Source organism: Lentzea sp. NPDC051838 (genome assembly GCF_040681245.1).
GTDB lineage: Bacteria > Actinomycetota > Actinomycetes > Mycobacteriales > Pseudonocardiaceae > Lentzea.
Window position 1 is genome coordinate 37,755 of sequence record NZ_JBFAYI010000042.1, and the last position, 18,506, is coordinate 56,260.

Annotated in this window: 17 protein-coding genes and 5 tRNA genes; 15 read left to right on the forward strand and 7 right to left on the reverse strand. The window is 68.3% G+C overall.

Going from position 1 to position 18,506, the window contains the following annotated elements; genetic code table 11:
• Positions 1–21 precede the first annotated feature (21 nt).
• The 9 genes from AB0M24_RS43780 (at position 22) to AB0M24_RS43820 (ending at position 3,609) form a co-directional block, all read left to right on the forward strand.
• Positions 22–1,299 carry a cysteine desulfurase gene (locus AB0M24_RS43780; protein WP_363780383.1) on the forward strand — a complete coding sequence of 426 codons (1,278 nt, stop codon included), beginning with the start codon at positions 22–24 and terminating at the stop codon, positions 1,297–1,299.
• Positions 1,299–1,739 (forward strand): Fe-S cluster assembly sulfur transfer protein SufU, encoded by a 441-nt coding sequence (sufU, locus tag AB0M24_RS43785; RefSeq protein WP_363780385.1) that lies wholly within the window; start codon positions 1,299–1,301, stop codon positions 1,737–1,739. Before AB0M24_RS43780 ends, sufU begins: the two co-directional genes overlap by 1 nt.
• Positions 1,736–2,122: a metal-sulfur cluster assembly factor gene (locus AB0M24_RS43790; protein WP_363780387.1), complete on the forward strand. Its 387-nt coding sequence runs from the start codon at positions 1,736–1,738 to the stop codon at positions 2,120–2,122. The genes sufU and AB0M24_RS43790 overlap by 4 nt, the downstream gene beginning before the upstream one ends.
• A 69-nt stretch (positions 2,123–2,191) precedes the next feature.
• Positions 2,192–2,782 (forward strand): hypothetical protein, encoded by a 591-nt coding sequence (locus tag AB0M24_RS43795; protein ID WP_363780389.1) that lies wholly within the window; start codon positions 2,192–2,194, stop codon positions 2,780–2,782.
• A gap of 347 nt (positions 2,783–3,129) precedes the next feature.
• Positions 3,130–3,202 (forward strand) — tRNA-Gly (locus AB0M24_RS43800).
• Between the two features lie 9 nt (positions 3,203–3,211).
• Positions 3,212–3,285 (forward strand) — tRNA-Leu (locus AB0M24_RS43805).
• 1 nt (position 3,286) lies between these two features.
• Positions 3,287–3,359: transfer RNA gene (locus AB0M24_RS43810), tRNA-Leu, on the forward strand.
• Between the two features lie 94 nt (positions 3,360–3,453).
• Positions 3,454–3,531, forward strand: a tRNA-Ile gene (locus tag AB0M24_RS43815).
• A 3-nt stretch (positions 3,532–3,534) separates the two neighbouring features.
• Positions 3,535–3,609, forward strand: a tRNA-Val gene (locus tag AB0M24_RS43820).
• Here AB0M24_RS43820 and AB0M24_RS43825 read toward each other — a convergent pair.
• On the reverse strand, positions 3,566–6,589 hold the full coding sequence (locus AB0M24_RS43825; RefSeq protein ID WP_363780417.1) for a BTAD domain-containing putative transcriptional regulator: 3,024 nt from the start codon (positions 6,587–6,589) through the stop codon (positions 3,566–3,568). The genes AB0M24_RS43820 and AB0M24_RS43825 overlap by 44 nt on opposite strands.
• Before the next feature lie 187 nt (positions 6,590–6,776).
• Here AB0M24_RS43825 and AB0M24_RS43830 point away from each other — a divergent pair, with 187 nt between their 5' ends.
• On the forward strand, positions 6,777–7,961 hold the full coding sequence (locus tag AB0M24_RS43830) for a helix-turn-helix domain-containing protein (protein ID WP_363780391.1): 1,185 nt from the start codon (positions 6,777–6,779) through the stop codon (positions 7,959–7,961).
• Between the two features lie 36 nt (positions 7,962–7,997).
• Here the strand turns inward: AB0M24_RS43830 and AB0M24_RS43835 are convergent, their stop codons facing one another.
• Positions 7,998–8,639, reverse strand: coding sequence for a hypothetical protein (locus AB0M24_RS43835; RefSeq protein WP_363780393.1), 642 nt, complete (start codon positions 8,637–8,639; stop codon positions 7,998–8,000).
• 133 nt (positions 8,640–8,772) lie between these two features.
• Here AB0M24_RS43835 and AB0M24_RS43840 point away from each other — a divergent pair, with 133 nt between their 5' ends.
• Positions 8,773–9,216, forward strand: a complete 444-nt coding sequence (locus AB0M24_RS43840) for an NUDIX hydrolase (protein ID WP_363780395.1) — start codon at positions 8,773–8,775, stop codon at positions 9,214–9,216.
• Here the strand turns inward: AB0M24_RS43840 and AB0M24_RS43845 are convergent.
• The gene (locus AB0M24_RS43845; protein WP_363780397.1) at positions 9,207–9,617 is read right to left on the reverse strand and encodes a CBS domain-containing protein; all 411 of its coding nucleotides are present in this window, start codon (positions 9,615–9,617) and stop codon (positions 9,207–9,209) included. The genes AB0M24_RS43840 and AB0M24_RS43845 overlap by 10 nt on opposite strands.
• Before the next feature lie 136 nt (positions 9,618–9,753).
• Between AB0M24_RS43845 and AB0M24_RS43850 the strand changes: the two genes are divergently transcribed.
• Genes AB0M24_RS43850 through AB0M24_RS43860 form a run of 3 tightly spaced genes read left to right on the forward strand, consistent with a single transcriptional unit; the run spans position 9,754 to position 12,919 of the window.
• A complete protein-coding gene (locus AB0M24_RS43850; protein WP_363780399.1) occupies positions 9,754–11,025 on the forward strand; it encodes a prenyltransferase/squalene oxidase repeat-containing protein in 1,272 nt (423 codons plus the stop codon).
• A complete protein-coding gene (locus AB0M24_RS43855; protein WP_363780401.1) occupies positions 11,022–12,101 on the forward strand; it encodes a cytochrome P450 in 1,080 nt (359 codons plus the stop codon). Before AB0M24_RS43850 ends, AB0M24_RS43855 begins: the two co-directional genes overlap by 4 nt.
• Positions 12,089–12,919 (forward strand): UbiA family prenyltransferase, encoded by an 831-nt coding sequence (locus AB0M24_RS43860; RefSeq protein WP_363780403.1) that lies wholly within the window; start codon positions 12,089–12,091, stop codon positions 12,917–12,919. Before AB0M24_RS43855 ends, AB0M24_RS43860 begins: the two co-directional genes overlap by 13 nt.
• On the opposite strand, the gene AB0M24_RS43865 is transcribed toward AB0M24_RS43860, so the two are convergent.
• From AB0M24_RS43865 to AB0M24_RS43880, 4 genes are all read right to left on the reverse strand, one after another.
• Positions 12,916–13,716, reverse strand: a complete 801-nt coding sequence (locus AB0M24_RS43865; RefSeq protein WP_363780405.1) for an SAM-dependent methyltransferase — start codon at positions 13,714–13,716, stop codon at positions 12,916–12,918. The genes AB0M24_RS43860 and AB0M24_RS43865 overlap by 4 nt on opposite strands.
• 86 nt (positions 13,717–13,802) lie before the next feature.
• Positions 13,803–14,891, reverse strand: coding sequence for a glutamate--cysteine ligase (locus AB0M24_RS43870; protein WP_363780407.1), 1,089 nt, complete (start codon positions 14,889–14,891; stop codon positions 13,803–13,805).
• 131 nt (positions 14,892–15,022) lie between these two features.
• Positions 15,023–16,699: a GGDEF domain-containing protein gene (locus AB0M24_RS43875; protein WP_363780409.1), complete on the reverse strand. Its 1,677-nt coding sequence runs from the start codon at positions 16,697–16,699 to the stop codon at positions 15,023–15,025.
• A gap of 108 nt (positions 16,700–16,807) precedes the next feature.
• Positions 16,808–17,800: a lycopene cyclase family protein gene (locus AB0M24_RS43880; RefSeq protein ID WP_363780411.1), complete on the reverse strand. Its 993-nt coding sequence runs from the start codon at positions 17,798–17,800 to the stop codon at positions 16,808–16,810.
• A 6-nt stretch (positions 17,801–17,806) separates the two neighbouring features.
• Between AB0M24_RS43880 and AB0M24_RS43885 the strand changes: the two genes are divergently transcribed.
• Complete coding sequence (locus tag AB0M24_RS43885; RefSeq protein WP_363780413.1) at positions 17,807–18,250, forward strand: nitroreductase/quinone reductase family protein; 444 nt, start codon at positions 17,807–17,809, stop codon at positions 18,248–18,250.
• The last annotated feature ends 256 nt before the right edge of the window (positions 18,251–18,506 follow it).

Genomic DNA, 18,506 nt, shown 5'->3' on the forward strand with positions numbered 1-18,506 from the left:
CAGGTGTTGAGAGGAGGCGCTGTGACCACCACCGCAGCACCACTGGACGTAACCGCTCTGAGGGCGGACTTCCCGATCCTGTCTCGCACCGTTCGTGACGGGAAGCGCCTGGTCTACCTGGACTCCGGCGCCACCTCGCAACGCCCGACGCAGGTTCTGGACGCGGAGAAGGCGTTCCTGCAGCAGCACAACGCGGCTGTGCACAGGGGCGCCCACCAGCTGGCGGAGGAAGCGACCGACGCGTACGAGGGTGCGCGTCAGCGCATCGCGGACTTCGTCGGCGCTTCGTTCGGCGAGCTGGTCTTCACCAAGAACGCCACCGAGGGCTTCAACCTCGTGGCGTACGCGATGGGCAACGCCGCGACCTCGGGTCCCGAGGCCGCGCGGTTCGTCGTGGGTCCCGGCGACGAGATCGTCGTGACCGAGATGGAGCACCACGCGAACCTCGTTCCGTGGCAGCAGCTCGCGCAACGCACGGGCGCCACGCTGAAGTGGTTCGAGCTCACGCCGGACGGTCGTCTCGACCTGTCCGATGTGGACAGCGTGATCACCCCGCGGGCGAAGGTCGTGGCGTTCACGCACCAGTCGAACGTGACCGGCGTGATCAACCCGGTCGACGTGCTCGTCGCGGCGGCGCAGAAGGTCGGCGCCCTCACGGTGCTGGACGCGTGCCAGTCCGTGCCGCACAGCCCGGTCGACTTCCACAAGCTCGGTGTCGACTTCGCGTCGTTCTCCGGCCACAAGATGCTCGGCCCGTCCGGCATCGGTGTCCTTTATGGACGACGTGAGCTGCTGGAAGCGTTGCCTCCCTTCATCACCGGCGGTTCGATGATCGAGCTGGTCAAGATGGAGGGTTCGACGTTCGCCCCGCCGCCGCAGCGGTTCGAGGCCGGTTCGCCGATGACGTCCCAGGCCGTGGGTCTGGGTGCCGCGGTGGACTACCTCAGCGTTGTTGGCATGGAACGGATCCACGCGCACGAGCACGCGCTGACCGTTGCCGCGCTGGAAGGTCTGAGCGCGATCAAGGGTGTCCGGCTGCTCGGCCCGTCCGACGCGGTGAACCGCGGCGGCGCGGTGCCGTTCGAGATCGAGGGCGTCCACCCGCACGACGCCGGCCAGGTGCTGGACAGCCTGGGCATCGCCGTGCGCGTCGGCCACCACTGCGCGTGGCCGCTGCACCGCTGCCTCAACGCCCAGTCGTCGGTGCGCGCGTCGTTCTACCTGTACAACACGCTGGACGAGGTCGACGCGCTGGTCGACGGCGTCCGCGAGGCGCAGAAGTTCTTCGGGGTGGCCTGATGCAGCTCCAGCAGATGTACCAGGAGATCATCCTGGACCACTACAAGAACCCGCACGGCCGTGGCCTGCGCGACCCGTTCGACGCGGAGTCGTTCCAGGTCAACCCGACCTGCGGTGACGAGGTGACGTTGCGGGTGCACGTCGTCGGCGACGTGGTGCAGGACGTCTCGTACGACGGCCAGGGCTGCTCGATCAGCCAGGCCTCCACCTCGGTGTTGACCGACCTCGTCGTTGGTAAGCCGGTGGGCGAGGCTTTCAAGAAGATGGACGCGTTCGTCGAGCTGATGCAGGGCCGCGGCCAGGTCGAGCCCGACGAGGACGTCCTGGAGGACGGCATCGCCTTCGCCGGCGTCGCGAAGTACCCGGCACGCGTGAAGTGCGCGCTGCTGGGCTGGATGGCCTTCAAAGACGCAGTAGCACGAAGCCAGGGAGCAGCATGAGCACCGAAGAGGTAGTCCGGGGAGCGGAAGGCATGCCGGTCTTCGAGCCCAAGGCTGACGTCGCCGCACTGGACGACGTGGAAGAGGCGATGCGCGACGTCGTCGACCCCGAGCTCGGCATCAACGTCGTCGACCTGGGTCTCGTCTACGACATCCACATCGACACCGACAACGTGGCCACCATCGACATGACGCTGACGTCCGCGGCCTGCCCGCTGACCGACGTCATCGAGGACCAGACCCGAGCGGCCCTGACCGGCGGCGCGGGCGGCGGCCTCGTGAGCGACTTCCGCATCAACTGGGTGTGGATGCCGCCGTGGGGCCCCGAGAAGATCACCGACGACGGCCGCGAGCAGCTGCGCGCGTTGGGCTTCACCGTCTGACCGTTTCGCTTTCAACGGCGCGCACCTCGTTGGGGTGCGCGCCGTTGTCGTCTCTGCGACAGTGCGGTGATGGACGAAGCCCTGCCAGTGTTGGCCACCGCCGCGGGTCTGGCGGGTGGGCTGTACGAGCGGGCGCTGGTCGCGCTCGTCGAAGCCCTGGGCCAGGCCGGCGACGCGCACTGGCAGGCGTGGATGCGCGAGGACCTCGAGATCTGGCGGACCGAGCGGCGCACCGACCACCACCGCGGCGCGTTCGGTGGGATGGGCTCGTTCAACGACCGTCCTCTCGTCCCCGATCCGTGGACGGCCGCGTCGATCGAGCAGCTGAGCCACATCACCGCGGCGACCGCCTCGCACGGTCCCGACCGCTTCGTGCAGGTGCCCGCCACCTGGCCTCACCCGCAGCTGAGCCAGCGCTGGTGCGACACGTGCGGGCGGAAGTCCGTCGAGGACTCCGAGCTCACGCGCGTGGCCGCCGACGCGTGGTCCAGCTGGGCGATCCCGCGCATGGTCACCGATGGCACTCTCGTCGCCCGCGACCCGTACGTGCGCCACGTGACGGCTCGAGCGAGCGAACTGACGGTGTGCGCAAAGTTCGGTTCCGAGTGTCCACTGTGTCGTAGCCCGCACTGGAAACACGTATCCACGGCCGTCTTCTGACCACTATCTGAGAGCGCGATTAAATGCGTTGCGACCGCTCGCGCCGGTCGCCTAACTTGTTCTCAGCAACACCGACAGAGATCAACACGGAGGAAGACATGGTCACCAAGGCTCAGCTCGCAGGTTGGCGAATTCTCGCCTTCCTCGCCGGTTGCCTTCTGGTGCTGGCGTGGGGTTCCAGGCCATGACCTCGTAGCAGGTCACGACCTCGGAGCCGCCAGGGAGAATCCCAGGCGGCTTTTGTTTTGCCTACCCACAATGCCGACGAGCTTCGGAAGCGGAACCGCCTCCAAAACGGTTTACCGAGGGTTCGACTCCTTCCGTCGGTGCGACACAACTAAATCAATGCGGTCGTGGTGAACTCGGCGGACACGTCGGTCTTCCAAACCGAAGCAGAGGGTTCGATGCCCTCCGGCCGCTCGCTCGAAAGTGGATCTAGCCCAACTGGCAGAGGCACATGGTTGAGGGCCATGACAGTCGGGGTTCGACTCCCCGGATCCGCACGCCCTCGTAGCCCAACGGCAGAGGCAACGCGCTCAGAACGCGTCCAGTCCAGGTTCGAATCCTGGTGAGGGCACTGCACGACCACAACTACATCGGGGGACGCGCCGGCGCGCAGGTGATCCTTGCAAGATCGCCCTGGAGGGTTCGACACCCTCGTCTTCCACTGTCGTCCCGTAGCTCAGTCCGGTGAGAGCGTCCGTCTGATACGCGGTAGGTCCCAGGTTCAAATCCTGGCGGGACGACCACAACGTCCGGTAGCTCAGGGGGAGAGCATCTGTCTTACAAACAGAGGGTCCCAGGTTCGAAACCTGGCCGGACGACCAGCAGAGTCCTGAGCTCGGAGCCTTCCGGCACACCGATCTCGTCGTAGAGAACGGCTGCCTCACTCCACAACGCGGCTGCCGCGGCCGGATCACCGCCGGCCTCCCGCACGTGCCCGAAGCCGGCCAGCGCGCGAGCCCGCCCGTACGCGTCGCCGATGGCGGTGGTGACGGCGAGGGCCTCGTCGAGGTGTTCCTCGGCCTCGTCGAACCGGCTCATCGCCAGCGCGGCGGCGGCGATCCCGTTGAGAGCGTGGCCTTCGTGGGAGCGTTCGCCGAGCCGGCGGGACAGTGTCAGGGCTCGTCGGAACGAACGCAGGGCTTGCACCGGTTCGTTCATCCGCAGCAGCAGGTCGCCCTCGAAACCGAGCACCGCCGCTTCGCTCGCGCGGTCACCGGACTTCTTGTGCGCGGCGAGCGAGCGTTCGACGTGGCGTTGGGCGACCCAGTGGTTGCCGAGCCGGGTGTGCAGCACCGCGAGGTTGCCGGACACGAAACCCTCGCCCTCGCGATCGCCCAGTTCCCGGCAGATCGCGGACGCCCGCCACAGCGACACCGCGGAGTCGCGGTACCGGCCCAGCAAGGCGTACGCGAGGCCGACGTTGATCAGTTCGGCTTCCTCGAGCATCCTGTCGCCCAGCGCGGCCGCCAGCGCGAGCGAGCGCTGATGGCAGGCCACCGCGTCCCGGTAACGGCCGAGTCTGGAGTGGACGAACGCGAGGCAGCTGAGCGCGACCGTCTCGCCCGCCTGGTCGCCGGCCTCGCGCGAGATGAGCAGGGCTCGCCAGTAGTGCTCTCTCGCCTCGTCGTGGCGGCCGAGCCGGGTGTACACCCAGCCGAGGCTCGTGATGGTTCTCGCTTCCGCGATGCGGTCGTCGAGCTGCGTGCGGATGTCCAGCGCCGCATCGAGGTGGTCGATCGCCTCGGCGTAGCGGCCGAGGTGGAAGAACACCCCGCCGAGGTTGTTCAGCGCGGCGCCGATCGCGGAGGGCTCGCCCAGCTGCCGGGCGGAGTGCAGCGCGTGCCGGCAGATCGTCAGGGACTCCGCCAGGTGGCGGCCGAGGTTGAGGTAGGGCCGCAATGCCTCGGACAGCTCGCAGGCCTGGGCGTGGAGTCCGTGCGTCGCGCAGTAGGTCACCACGGCGACCAGGTTGGCCCGCTCGGCGTTGAGCCAGCGCGCTGCCTGCACCGGATCGTCCAGCGGTGGAGCCGTGATCGACGACGGTTGTGGTGCGCGCCCCCTGCCGAGTGACGCCCTCGTCTCGGTGATGGTCGCCGCGTGCACGTAGTAGTCGACCAGCCCTGCCAGCGAGGAGTCGACGGCGCCTGCCCGCTGCCTTCCGTAGGCGCGCAACAGGTCGTGGATCTGGAACCGGCCGGATCCGTTGCGTTGCACCAGATGCGCACGGCAGAGCTGCCCGACGACCCGCCCTGCGTCCGCTGGGGTGACCTGGAGCAGCGCGGCGGCCGCGTAGGCGTCGAAGTCGGTGCCCGGATGCCAGGTGAGCAGCTCGAAAGCCTTGGCAGCGGCTGGTGGCAGCACCTGGTGGGACCAGTCGAACACCGCTGTCACGGCGGTGCGCGGGTCTCCGCCGGCGTCCAGCTCGTCCAGTCCGCGTTGCCGGTCGGCGAGTGCGTCGGCGAGGTCGGCGAGCGTCGTGCCGGACTGCGCGGCGAGCTCGGCGACGATCCGCAACGCGAGAGGCAGCCCGGCGCAGCGTTCTGCCAGCGCGGCAACGCCTTCCCGGTCACCCACGAGCTTGCCGAGCAACGCCTGTGCCTCGTGCGGTGGCATCGGGTTCAGCGCCACGCGGTGCGCGCCGTCCCGCACGACGAGCCCGGCGAGGTCGTCGCGGCTCGTCACGAGCACCAGGCAGCCCGCGGTGCCCGGCAGCAGCGGCCGCACCTGGTCGGCAGCACGGGCGTTGTCGAGCACGACCAGCATGCGCCGGTCCGCGATCGCCGTGCGGTACCGGCCGGACAGCTCCGCGGTGTCGAGTCCGCTGCCGGTGGCGCCTTCTCCCAGCACCCGCAGGAAACTGGCGAGCACCTGCTCGGACGGCACGGGTGGTTCCGGTCCGTAGCCACGAAGATCCACGTAGAGGCAGCCGTCGGGGAATCTCTCGCGCGCACCGTGCGCCCAGCGAACCGCCAGCGCGGTCTTGCCCACCGCGGCCGTGCCGACCACAGCCACCACAGCTGCTGCCCCGGCGAGCTGGTCGAGTGCGCGGAGTTGATCGTCCCTGCCGATGAACGGGTCGGTGCCGGGCGGGAGTTGCCAGGGCACCGGCTTGGTGTCTGGAGGTGTGAGCAGGGGATCGTCGCGCAGGATCTGGTGGTGCAGGGCTTTGATCTCCGGGCTGGGGTCGGTGCCGAGCTCCGTCGCGAGCACCTGCCGCAGCTTCTCGTACGCCCGCACCGCCTCGCCCGGCCGCCCGCCGCGGTAGAGCGCGAGCATCAGCTGACCCCACAACCGTTCCCGCAACTCGTACTGGCCGACGAGCTGACGCAGTTCGGCCGCGATCCCCGTGTGCTCGCCGAGCTCCAGGCGCGCCTGGAAGCAGTCCTCGAGGGCGTCGACCCGCCGGTCCTCCAGCATCCGGACGGCGGGCTGGATCGCTTCCGGCACAGGCGTTCCGTCGAGCACCGGACCACGCCACAGCCCGGTCGCCCTGGTCAGCAGCTCGGCCGCCTGCTCGTGATCGCCCCGAGCCAGGCAGTCGTGACCCTGCTGGGCGAGCTCGGTGAACGCGAGGACGTCGAGGTCGTCCGGCCCGGCGGTGAGGAGGTAGCCGCCGTTGACCGTGTCGATGCGCGGCCCTTTCGCGGACCGCAGCAACCGGCGCAGATCACTGACGTACGAGCGGAGGTTGACCGGCGCGGACGGCGGAGGGCAGTCGCCCCACAACGCGTCGACGATCCGGTCCGCGGGCACGAAAGCGTTGGCGTGCAAGGCGAGCACGCCGAGCAGCACCCTGGCCATGCGCCGCGTGGGCACCGCGGATCCGTGGTCGGCCAGGATCTCGACCGGCCCGAGAATGCGAAGCCTCACGGGCCGAGCCTACGGACGCGAACGACTTTCGTACGCACCCAATCGGAGTGAAGTATTTGAGACGTACATCGGTACGTATACGTGCCCGTGTACGCGAACGGTCGATCCTCCGGTGCTCATGAGGGAATTCGGTCCGAACCCCGGTCGCGTGCACGAACTTGCCGGGCTGGCAAGGGAACTGGACCTGCTGCGGGCCCGCGCCGCCGCCGGGACGTTGAAGCCCAAGGTCAGTCTGGAGGACCTGACGCGGCTAGTGCGCATGCCGCGTTCGACCCTGCACCGCTACGTCACGGGGCAGACGCTGGTCCCGTCGGAGGTGCTCGATCGGATAGTCATCGCACTCGGCGCCAGCCCGGCGGAGCAACGGGACTGGAACGAGGCCTGGTACCGCGTGCACGCCACGCCTGTTCAGGTGCCGAACGCCTTACCTGCCACCATTCGCGGGTTCGTCGGGCGCACCGCCGAACTGGCCGGGCTGGACCGCTCGCTCGCGTCCGCCGAACCTGGGCTGCCGATCCTGGCGGTGTCCGGTCCGCCGGGGGTGGGCAAGACCGCGCTGGCGGTCCACTGGGCACACCGGGCGCGGTCTCGGTTCCCGGACGGCTGCCTGTACGTGGATCTGCGCGGCTACTCCCCGGACCCGCCGCTGGAGCCCTCGGAAGCGCTCGGCACGGTGCTCGGCTGCCTCGGCGACGACGGCCCGGCCGACGCCGCCCACTACCGGTCGCGGCTCGCAGGGCGGCGGATGCTCGTGGTGCTGGACAACGCTTTGTGCGCCGAGCAGGTCAGGCCGTTGCTGCCGGGAAGCGGGTCGAGCGCGGTGATCGTGACCAGCCGCGACGACCTGGCGGGCCTCGTGGCGAGAGAAGGCGCCCACCGGATCAGCCTCGACCCGCTGCCGCAGCCAGAAGCGTTGGCGTTGCTGGGAAACCTGCTCGGAGAGAACCTGCCCGCCGCCACGGTCCTCGCTCACCGCTGTGGAGGCCTTCCGCTCGCGCTCCGGGTCGCCGCCGAGGCCTGGGACACCTCGCTCGCGGACGTCTCCGGCCTCGACTGGCTCGACGCGGGCGGAGACCCCAGAACCGGTGTGCGGGCGGTGTTCTCCTGGTCCTACCGCCGTCTCGTGCCCGAGGCCGCGGCCCTGTTCCGGTTGCTGGGCAGGCATTCCGGCGGCGACCTGACCGGTCTGGCCGGACACCGGCTGGTGCGCACCCTGGAGCGAGCCCACCTGGTCAGGACGTCGTCAGGCCGCTACCGGATGCACCGCCTGCTCAGGGCCTACGCGGCCGAGCTCTCCGACTGACGCGGGGTGGGACGCGCGCCCCACCCCGCGGTTCGCTCAGTACTTCGTCAGACGCAACGCCAGACCGCAACCGCCGGCCCGGCCGTCCGTGTCGATGCCGATCGTCAACGGCAGCCCGGCGACCACCGGCTGCCAGCCGCCCGAGGCGCCGACGCACTGGCCGGTGCCGTTCTCGGCCGTGAAGAGCACTTCGAGCACGACGTCGTTGCGCCCGGACACCCGGAACGTCAGGTCGCACCAGCCCGGCCGGCTGTCGGAGTCGATCCGGACCGGGTTGCCGAACGTGAACGACGAACCGATGGGCACGTCGTTCTCGCTCCAGTTGTCGCCACACTGCCCGGAGTGGGCGCCCACGTGAGGCATCAGCTGGTAGGTGACGCGGAGACCGGCCAGGCTGCCGTCGATGTCACCGATGCCGAACGACAGCTGGCAGCCGCCCGCCCTGTTGTCGGAGTCGAGCCGGAGCGCGGTGGTCGCGTTCGGGTTCGTCACCCACGCGCCGTCCCTCGGACCGAGGCACTGCCCGTTGTTGCCCTCGTCGACGAACTTCACTCCCAAGAACGTCGGCAAGCCCTGGACCCCGACGGGCCCGGCACTCGCCGCCCCGGCACCCGACATGGCCATCGCGCCCGCCGCCAGCAGCGCGCACGCCCACGCCGTAAGCCTTCTCCTGCTCATGAACCACTCCCATGGTTGCCGCCTGGTCAGCGGCCTGACCGGCCGCGACGTGCCGAGTTCACCAGCGCGGCAGCCCGGATCCGGCCTGAGCGGGACAGTCCGGGACATTCCGGGACGCGGTACAACGGGAGCCGTGGATCACCGCAGCAGACCGATCTCCGCCGCCGGCGCCCTGTTCTTCGACGAGACGGGTCGCGTCCTGCTCGTCGAGCCCACCTACAAGCCGAACTGGGACATCCCCGGCGGCGTGATCGAGCAGGGTGAAACCCCGACCGAGGCTTGTCGTCGCGAGGTCGAGGAAGAGCTGGGCCTGCGACGAGAACCCGGCAGGTTGCTCGTCGTCGACTGGGCGCCGAACAACGACGACGACCGGATCCTGTTCGTCTTCGAAGGCGGCCTCATCACCGACCCGGACGCGATCCGTCTTCAAGCGGCAGAACTCAAGTCCTACGAGTTCGTCACCCCGGAAGAAGCGCAAAACCGCCTGATCCCCAGGCTCGCGCGCCGCATCCACCAAGCGCTGCGAGCCCGGGAGTCAGGCGTGACCCGCTACCTCGAACACGGCAGTCAGGCGTAAACCCGTTCCACGAACGAAGCCAGCTGATCCTCCGGCAGGTGCCGAGCGAGATCAGCCTCCGACACCATCCCGACCAGGCGGTGGTCCTCGATCACCGGCAACCGCCGGATCTGGTTGTCTCCCATGGTCTCCAGCACGTGCGCCAGAGAGTCGGAAGCATCGACCCAGTGGACGTGACCGCCGAACTCGCCGGCCCGAGTGGTCGACAGATCCATCCCGGCGGCAACAGCGCGAATCACGATGTCGCGGTCGGTGATGATCCCGTGCAGCCGGTCGTCCTTGCCGCAGATCGGCAGGGATCCGACGTCGAGGTCCCTCATCATCCGAGCAGCCTCGACCAGGCTCGCGTCCTCGGAGACGCACTGCACTCCAGGGTGCATGATTTCGCGCGCTGTGGTCATGCAGACCAGGATCCGCCCGGCTAAACCACTCTGCAGAGTGGTCCTCTGAACGGCCTAAACGCTTGCGGGCTCAACGGTCCAAAGTGCTACTCTCTGTGGTCCTACGGTTACGCAGTTGCTATCTCCGGGGGCCGCGATGAACCTGTTAGCGGAACTGACCGCCGATCCCTGGAGCGGTGTTACACCGTCCGTGTACGAGACCGGCAGACTCGTCGCCCTCGCGCCCTGGCTGGCAGGCCACGAAGCCAGAATCCGCTACCTGACCAAGACGCAGAACCCGGACGGCACGTGGGGCGGACCAGGCGAGTACGCGCTGGTCCCGACGCTCAGCGCGGTGGACGCACTCCACCACCACCCGGCGGCGAGACGAGGACTCGAGGCACTGCGCAAACTGCTGACCCGTCCCCTGAAGCTGCCGGACACGGTCGCCGTCGAGCTCATCGTGCCCGCGCTCGCCGAACGCCTCGGCCTGCGCACCCCGCTCGACCCGCGCCCGCTGCACGCCCTCCGGCACCGCCCGCTGCCCGAAAAGCTCTGGCACACCCTCGAAATCTTCGGTCCACGTCCTGAAGTCACCACGGTCGACGGCATCGTCGCCGCCAGCCCGGCCGCCACCGCGACCCAGCTCCAGCGACCAACGCCAGGCCCGAGCCTCGACTACCTCGAAACCGTCCAAAAGCGACACAAAGGCCCTGTCCCGGCCGGCGTCCCGGTCCCGCTCTTCGAACGTTCCTGGATCATCGTCGCCCTCAGGTCGGCGGGCCTCGACGTCCCCGACCCCCTGATCGAGCGGATCAAGCTCACCGACGAAGGCGCGGCCGGCGGCCCGGGACTCCCCGCCGACGCCGACGACACCGCGACCGCACTGCACGCGCTCGCGTTGTGCGGCAGCCCGCGATCCACCGAAGCGCTCCACCGCTACCGGGAAGCCCGTCACTTCGCCTGTTTCCCCAACGAGCGCACCCCGTCCACCAGCACGAACGCCCACGCACTCCAAGCGCTCGGCGAGGACCGGCGGTTGGAGGAGTGGCTCAGGGACATGCAGGAACCGGAAGGCTTCTGGCGCGACAAGTGGCACGCCTCGCCGTACTACGCGACCGCGTGCGTGACGAACGCCCTGCAAGGCAACGAAAAGGCGGTCGACTGGGTGCTGCGCACACAACGAGATGACGGCTCGTGGGGCAGATGGGAAGGCACCTACGAGGAAACCGCCTACGCCATCAGAATCCTGTCGCACTCCCGGCGAGACACCGCGAAAGCCATCACCCGCGGCGCCAGGTTCCTGCACGACTGGGGCGAGCGCGACCACCCACCGCTGTGGCACGACAAAGACCTCTACACCCCGACGAGAATCGTGCGAGCAGAAGGCGCGGCGGCGCTCCACCTCGCGTGCGCGGTGTGCCGATGAACCGAACTGAGCTGCGGTTCGCGCTGCACCTGATCCCGTTCCTGGACTCGGTCGAGGGTTTCGAGGACGGCCTGGTCAAACTGAGGCACAAGCGCTGGCTCGTCTGGCACCCGGACGTCATGGCCGCGTTGTTCAGACACGACCGCGACCTCAGGCACCCACCGAGCCGCACGCTGAGCCCGTTGCTGGGCACCAGATCCGTGCTCTGGCTCGACGGCGAGGAGCACACGAGATACCGCCGCGCGATAGCCCCCATGTTGCGCGCCAACAGATACCAGGACCTGATCGACGAGATCGTCGACCGCTCGATCGCGGAACTGCCGACAGACCCGGTGAGTCTCCCGAACTGGACCAGAAAACTCACGCTGAGAATCATCGGCCGCATCGTTTTCGGCGTCGACGACGAGGAGTTGCTCCAAGCGTTCACCCGCTGGCTCGACCGCCGTCTGAACAGCAGAGTCCGCACCCTCGCCCACAGATATCTCACCCCGGGCACCACGAGGTTCGACCCGCACCTCGACCGAATGCTCCTGCACAGAGCCAAAACCGCCGAACCACCGGCGCTGGCCGCGTATCTCCCGCGGGAAGATCTCCGAGACCAGGTCGTGTCACTTCTCTTCGCCGGCCACGAGACCACCGCGAGCGCCACCGCCTGGACCCTCTACTGGATCGACCGTAACCCAGGCCTCACGGAGGACCTGCTCGAAGCCACGATCATGGAGTCGCTGCGGCTCTCCCCACCGGCCACGCTCGCCGGAAACCGGATGAGCCGCGACGGCATGGTGATCACCCCGAGCATCTACCTGGCCCACAGAAGAGCCGCGACCTACGAGAACCCCCACGAGTTCGACCTGACGAGAAGACCACCGCCACCGGGCGCGTTCTTCCCGTTCGGCGGGGGAGTCCGGCACTGCCCCGGCAAGGACCTGGCACTGGCGGAGATCCGCACGATCGTGCGAGCCCTGCTGCGGCACCGCAGAATCCGGCTCGACAGCACCCACTGCACACCCCAGCTGCGGGGTGCCGCGATGGCACCTCCGCCGAGCCTCGCGATGGTGGCCACTTGCCGGCGCTGACCTACCTCCACCGCCTGGAACACCCCTTCGGCGTGCACTACGCGTGCTGCGCCGCCTGGGGTGCCTGCTACGCGACGAGATTCGACCTCGCCGTCGTCATCGCGGTGCTCGCCAACTTCGTCGCGATCATCTCGGGTAATCCGTTGAACGCCTACGCCGACATCCGCAATGACATCCACACCACCGAGAAACGCCATCTGGCCCAGGCGGTGCAGGAGATCGGCGCGCGGAAGGTCCTCGCGCTGGCGATCTTCGAGATGATCTTCGCGGAAGCGCTGGCGATCGCCGTGTCGTGGCGGGTCGCGGTCGGCGTCGGGCTGATCCTGGTGCTGTACCTGGCGTACAACCTCGAACCGATCAGGTTGAAACGGCGTGGTTACTCCGGACCGGTCGTGCTGGCGATCGCGGCCGGGTTGTTGCCGAGCGTGACCGCGTATGCGGCAGCCGGGGGAGAGGCAGACCCCGCGGTGTGGCTGGTGTTCTCGGGTGTCGCCGCACTGGCGACCGGCCGTGCGTTGTGGTGGGCGGTGCCGGATCGGGTTGGTGATGCCCGTGTCGGCTCTCAAACTCCTGCGGTCGTCTACGGCACGAGACACGCGATCAACGCGACGACCCAGCTCACCGTCGGCGGGTTGCTGCTGGTCGGCGGTGGGTTGTGGTTCCGGTTCGGCGTGACCTGGGCGGCGGTGGGCGTGGCGGCGTGCTCGGCGTTCCTGCTCGCGCGCGACCTGCCGACGGCGAAGCAGCAACTCCGTTACGGCATGTCGATGGCAGTGGTGTCGACGATCGTGCTGGCGGCGATTCCGCTCCTCGCCTAGAGCTTGCGCGCCAGCCCTCCACATCCCTGGAAGTTCTCCGGGTTCCGGTCCGCGATCTCGTCGGGATCCGGTTCCCACAACGGAATCGGCACCACGCCCGGCTCCAGGATCTCCATGCCGTCGAAGAACTGCACGACCTGCTCCGGATACCGGAACGTGAACGACGGCAGCGGCTGATCCTCGTACATGGCCCCGAAAAGTCCCACCGCGGCCAGCATGAACGGGTCGCGGCACGTGTGCGACAGCCCGAGATAGCTGCCGGGCGCCAACGCGTCCATGTACTTCGCGAGCACCTTGTGCGGTTCGGCCTCGTCCGGCACGAAATGCAGCACGTCCAAGACCAACACCGCGACCGGTTGCGTGAGATCCAGCGTCGTGCGGACCTCCTCCGACTCCAGCACCTTCTCCGGGTAGCAGAGATCCGCGCACAGATACGACACCCGCGGGTCGTCCGCGACGACCTCACGTCCCTCGCTCGCCACCGCCGGGTCGATCTCCACGTAGACGACGCGCGCGTCGGGCGCGACGAGGTGCACGTTGTCCGCGGTGGGCAGGCCGGAGCCGAGGTCGAGGAACTGCCGGATCCCGAGCACGGACAGTCTGCTGACGATCCTGCCCAGGAACGACCGGTGCGTGCGGCACAGGTACGGCAGGTGCGGTGCCGCGGACACGAGGTGAGCCGCCAGTTCCTGGTCGGCCTCCGTGTTGTGGGTGCCGCCGAGCCAGTAGTCCCTGACGCGTGCGGTGTTGGGTTTCTCCGGACCGTTCACTCCCGGTGCCCAGATGGGGGTGGCCACGGGGACTAACTACCGGATCCAGGCTTGGAGGCACACCAAGCTGACGGCAGATGTACCCGATCGGATTAATAGCACTCGAATGGTTCTCAGGCCGGCGCGGTCTGTGCGACCAGGAACCCCACCACGTCGTCCAGCCTGCCGCGCCGCGCGAAAGCCCTCCGCTGGCGAGCCGCACCGGTGCCGTCGAGCAGCAACCTGTCGACGCCGTCGCTCACCATCTCGTAGTCGCCGGAGAACTCCAGCGCCGGCCGCACCCAGCGCAGCAACGACGCCGCGATCGACGACGCGGGTGTCGGCGAACCGGTCACCGGGTCGATCCCGAAGCCCTCCAGGCCGTCGCGCGCGGCACGCCACATCGCGACCTTCAGCAGGTGCGGGGGGATCGGCGTGGGCGCGGCACCCGAACTCAGCGCGGTGGCGGCGATTCCGCGCACCAGAGCGGCCAGCAGGACGGCTTCCTCGACGGTCGGCGCGACGTCGCTGACCCTCAGCTCCAGCGTGGGGTGGCGAGCGGACAACCGTGCGTCCCAGTAGAGCATCCCGGCGTCCATCGCCGCGCCGCTCGCGACGATCTCCTCCCGTGCCGCGTAGTACTCGGCGGCGGACTCGAAGTGCGGCGGCGCACCCGAAGTGGGCCAACGGTTCCAGACGACGTAGCGCCAGCTCGCATAGCCCGTGTCGGCGTCGAGCCAGTACGGCGAGTTGGCGCCGAGCGCGAGCAGCGTCGGCAGCCAAGGCCTCAAGTGGTTGCTCACGAAGATCTTCGACTCGTCGTCCGGCAGCCCGATGTGCACGTGGCAGCCGCAGATCGCGAGGTCGTTGGTGAGCGCTCCCATCTCCTGCGCCATCCGGTGGTAGCGCGGGGAGTTCGTCAACGGCGTGGGCATCGTCAGGCCCAGCACCGGGGTTCCGGTCGCGGCGAGCCTCGCGTCGTGGCGCGCCGCGCGTTCGATCAGAGCTCTTCGCGCCACGGCGAGCTCGTCCCGCAGCTCGCTCATGTCCGTGCAGATGCCGCTGGCCGATTCCACCTGGTACTGAGCGATTTCCTGCTGCAGGTCGACCTGGTAGCGGTCGGATCCGGCGAGAACCTCGTTGGCGCGGTTGGCCAGATGACCGGTGGAGGACTCGACGAGAACGAATTCTTCTTCCACCCCAACGGTGAGGAGGCCGTCCATGCTCGTGCGCTGTGCGGGTACCGATTGAGTTCTGCTGCCGACCTGCACGCCGAACCTCCATTGCGCTGAGTAGCGACCTTGATGCTATGAGTGATCAGGTCGTCGCACAGGAGGCGTTTGGTTGTACTTCGTCAGCTCACCGCGCGTTGCGCGACACCCCTCAGCACATCGCGACGATCGCTGCCCGGCCGGCCCATGACCCAGCTGGACCCGGCGAGCGACTTCGCGTGCTCCTTGACGGGTGCCAGCAACCGCGACACCTCGCGGTACGACCCCACTGACCCCGGTGCACAGATAAGGGTCGCAAGAGAAAGGGTGATGTGTCGTCCTTCTGCCGTGTACGGCTTGTCCAGAAGACGAGCACTCAGCGGCACCGTTTCGTCCAGCCCGGCGAGAATCAGGAAGTCGTCCCCACCGACGTGTCCGACCTGCACGCCGGGGAACGCGTGCGCGAGATCCGCCAGGTCGTGCCCTATCTCGCGGATCAGATCGTCACCCGCGGCGAACCCGACGGTGTCGTTGACCAGCTTGAAGCTGTCGACGTCCAGCCAGGACACCGCGAAGATCTCACCGACCTCGATGCGCCGGTCGACCTCGCTGGAGATCGCGTCGCTGCCGGGAAGCCGCGTCAGCGGGCTGAGTGCCGCCGCCTGCTCGACCTTGAGCTCGGCCACACCCCTGACGACGTCCGCAACGCGCACAACACCCATGCACCGCTCGTTGTGGTCCACGACGATGAGGTCGTCGTTGGTCCGCTCACGGTTCGCGTGCGCCACCAGATCGAGGAGATCGAGCGCTGACGACTCGGTGCCGATGACGTGCGGCTTGTCCGCGAGCCGTGCCGCTTCTCGTTTCGCGTGCAGGGCGTGCCCGTACGGCCCGGTGACCGCGAGCAGGAACCGGTTGCGGTCGACCGACCACTTAGGGCGGCCCTCCTCGTCGGTGAGCACCACGCCGGTGACCGACGGCTGGCTCGAGAAGACCTCGCGCACGTCCTCGCTCGTGGCGTGCTCGGGCAACGTCGTCGCCGGGTGCAGGAACGCGGTGATCCGCGGACCCGTGTTGTTGCGGCGGATCTCGCCGGTCTCCGTGACGGCCTCGGGCGCGATGCGGGCGTTCACCGCCGGTCGTCGCTGCGGGGGCGCCAGATACTTGCCCTGCGCGAACCCCACCCCGAGCTTGCGCAGGTAGGTCAGCTCCGCCTCGGTCTCGACACCTTCGGCCACGAGCTGACCGCCCGTGTACTCGCCGAGGTGCACCAACGACTTGACGAGCGCACCCCGTGCCGCGTCGCCGGGCAACGTGCGGACGATCTCCCGGTCGAGCTTCACGTAGTCGGGCGCCGCGCTGGTCAGCAGGCCGAGCGGCACGTCACCCTCGCCCACGCAGTCGAGCGCGATGCGGAAACCGTTGTTGCGCAGCGTCTGCATCCCGCGCGCCAGACGCGCGCGGTTGGCTCGTGAGTACGGCTCGCCGATCTCGATCACGATGCTGTCGGGGGAGCGGCCGGAGTCCCTGAGCGCGCCGTAGAGGGGGCTCATGATCTCGGGCTTGTCCGCGACGGTGATCGCGAGCATGTTCACGTGCAACGGCAGTACGAGGTCGAAGTCCGCCGCGGAACGGATGGCGCGGCAAGCGAGTCCTACATCGGCGTTCGCCAGCAGGCCGGCCTGGAAAGCCGCCTGGAGGAGATCCTGCACGCTGCCGTCGTGCGGCCGGGCCAGAGCCTCCACCGCGACGACGCCCCCGGTGTTCAGGTTGAACAGCGGCTGGAAGGCGAACCTGACGTCATCCAGCAATGCGGGCACGTCTCAAATCGTGCCGGTGCTCGTGACGGGCCCGAAAGAGGGTTAACCAGGTGTTCACGATGTTGGCGACGATCCGCCATGGCACCGCTGCGCACGGTGATCCGCTGGTCACGTTGGGCGCATCAGTTTCAGTCTCAGCCGCCACGGAGCTCTTTTGAAGAGCACTGCCATCGCTCGCGCGGTGCCCGCCACGTCCTCGCGGCCGGAGAGGTAGGCGCGCTGCAGGTGCTCGTCGAGCTGGAAGAAGAGCTCGAAGAAGTCCCTGGTCTCGTCGGCGTCCATGCGCAGCAACGCTTCTAGCCCGAATCGCCTCATCGCGTGCACTGTCCGGGCTTTGCGCGACCAGATGACGGCTTCGGGGTTCTCCCCGGCTTTGACGGCTCTCGCGACTTCCGGGGCGAGTGCGAGCGAGGTGGCGACGCTGTAGCCGGTGGCGGGGTGGATGAAGCCGGCGGCGGCGCCGAACGCTCGTCTCGCTCTGGGTGCGTCCAAGGGAAAGCGGACGCGTTCCTCGGCGTCGTCCTGGCGTCGGCCCGTGCGTGGTCCGCCCTGCGGCAGGCCGGGGTGCAGGCGCGCGTGGAGCCGCTTGCGCAGTGCGTCCAACTGCATCCCCGGTCGACGGGCCAGGCAGGTCTCCTCCACGAGGACCTTGCCGCCGCCCAACGGGACTCGGTAGAGGAACGTGTCGCCGCCGCGCCAATCCATCAGCGTTGTATCGGTGTCGTCCGACTCGATGACCAGGCCCACCGCCGTTTGCTCGGCACGGCCCTTGCGCGCACCCGTGGCGTTGAAGGTGTAGCGCGCTTCAGTTGGCTCTCTGAGGACTTGGACTTCTGGTGGTAGTTCGTGGAGCCGTGCGTTGTCGAGGACGACATAGGTGCGTGGGATCAAGTGCTCCTCGCGCGCGTAGGCGCGGACCACTCTGCTCGTAGCGGCTACCGGCGTTCCTTGGGGGAGCTCGTCCTCCCACGCGCCGTAGGTCGCTCTGTAGATGCGATGGGGGTGTCGGTCGACGATCGCCGTGTCGAGCCCTTCGTGTGCACACGCGCGCGCGAGTGCGCGCCCTGCCGGGCCACCACCGATCACGAGCACGTCGTACACGGGTCCATGATTGACCTTGTGGCCAAGACCTACCGCTCGCACCTCATCCGTCGCATCGGCAACGTCGTCATCAGTGGCGCCGTCAAACTCGGCATCGGACCCTCCTACTACGTACTGCTGTCCATCCGCGGGCGACGCAGTGGTGTTCTGCGCACGATCCCCATCCGTCTGATGCGTTTCGACGACCAGGAGTGGTTCGTCGCGCCGTACGGGGTTCGTGACTGGGTGCGCAACGCACGGGCCGCTGGCGTCGCGGTCGTGCGAAGGGGACGTAGGTCACGTTCGGTTCGTTTGACGGAGGTTTCCGCGGCCGTTGCGGCGCCGGTTCTGGCGGCTTACGTCGCGAAGGAGCCCGTGACTAGGCCTTTCTTCGACGCACGCGTCGGCGACCCGGTCTCGGCGTTCGAGGCGGAGGCTTCCGCGCATCCGGTCTTCAGGGTGGAGAACTAGCAGGTCAGGGGCGGTTTTCGGCGTTAGGTGACCCCCCGATTTGGAGATCGAAAGTGCCCCGTGTAATCTTCTCCAAGTCAGAGCGACACGGGCCGGAAAACAAGCCGGAACGAGCCTGACAACACAAGCCCCGGAAGTAAACCAGCGAAAAGCTGGCGTGACTGCGGTGAGCGCGTGTTCTTTGAGAACTCAACAGCGTGCCGAAACACAGCCAGTAATATGAAAACTCCTCGTCAGGAGTTTTCCTTTGAGTAGA

Bases quoted from the DNA above. Each gene is read 5' to 3' on its own strand.
- sufU (WP_363780385.1), top strand. From the start codon at position 1,299: ATGCAGCTCCAGCAGATGTACCAGGAGATCATCCTGGACCACTACAAG.
- AB0M24_RS43790 (WP_363780387.1), top strand. From the start codon at position 1,736: ATGAGCACCGAAGAGGTAGTCCGGGGAGCGGAAGGCATGCCGGTCTTC.
- AB0M24_RS43795 (WP_363780389.1), top strand. From the start codon at position 2,192: ATGGACGAAGCCCTGCCAGTGTTGGCCACCGCCGCGGGTCTGGCGGGT.
- AB0M24_RS43825 (WP_363780417.1), bottom strand. From the start codon at position 6,589: ATGGCCAGGGTGCTGCTCGGCGTGCTCGCCTTGCACGCCAACGCTTTC.
- AB0M24_RS43830 (WP_363780391.1), top strand. From the start codon at position 6,777: ATGAGGGAATTCGGTCCGAACCCCGGTCGCGTGCACGAACTTGCCGGG.
- AB0M24_RS43835 (WP_363780393.1), bottom strand. From the start codon at position 8,639: ATGAGCAGGAGAAGGCTTACGGCGTGGGCGTGCGCGCTGCTGGCGGCG.
- AB0M24_RS43845 (WP_363780397.1), bottom strand. From the start codon at position 9,617: ATGACCACAGCGCGCGAAATCATGCACCCTGGAGTGCAGTGCGTCTCC.
- AB0M24_RS43850 (WP_363780399.1), top strand. From the start codon at position 9,754: ATGAACCTGTTAGCGGAACTGACCGCCGATCCCTGGAGCGGTGTTACA.
- AB0M24_RS43855 (WP_363780401.1), top strand. From the start codon at position 11,022: ATGAACCGAACTGAGCTGCGGTTCGCGCTGCACCTGATCCCGTTCCTG.
- AB0M24_RS43870 (WP_363780407.1), bottom strand. From the start codon at position 14,891: ATGGACGGCCTCCTCACCGTTGGGGTGGAAGAAGAATTCGTTCTCGTC.
- AB0M24_RS43885 (WP_363780413.1), top strand. From the start codon at position 17,807: ATGATTGACCTTGTGGCCAAGACCTACCGCTCGCACCTCATCCGTCGC.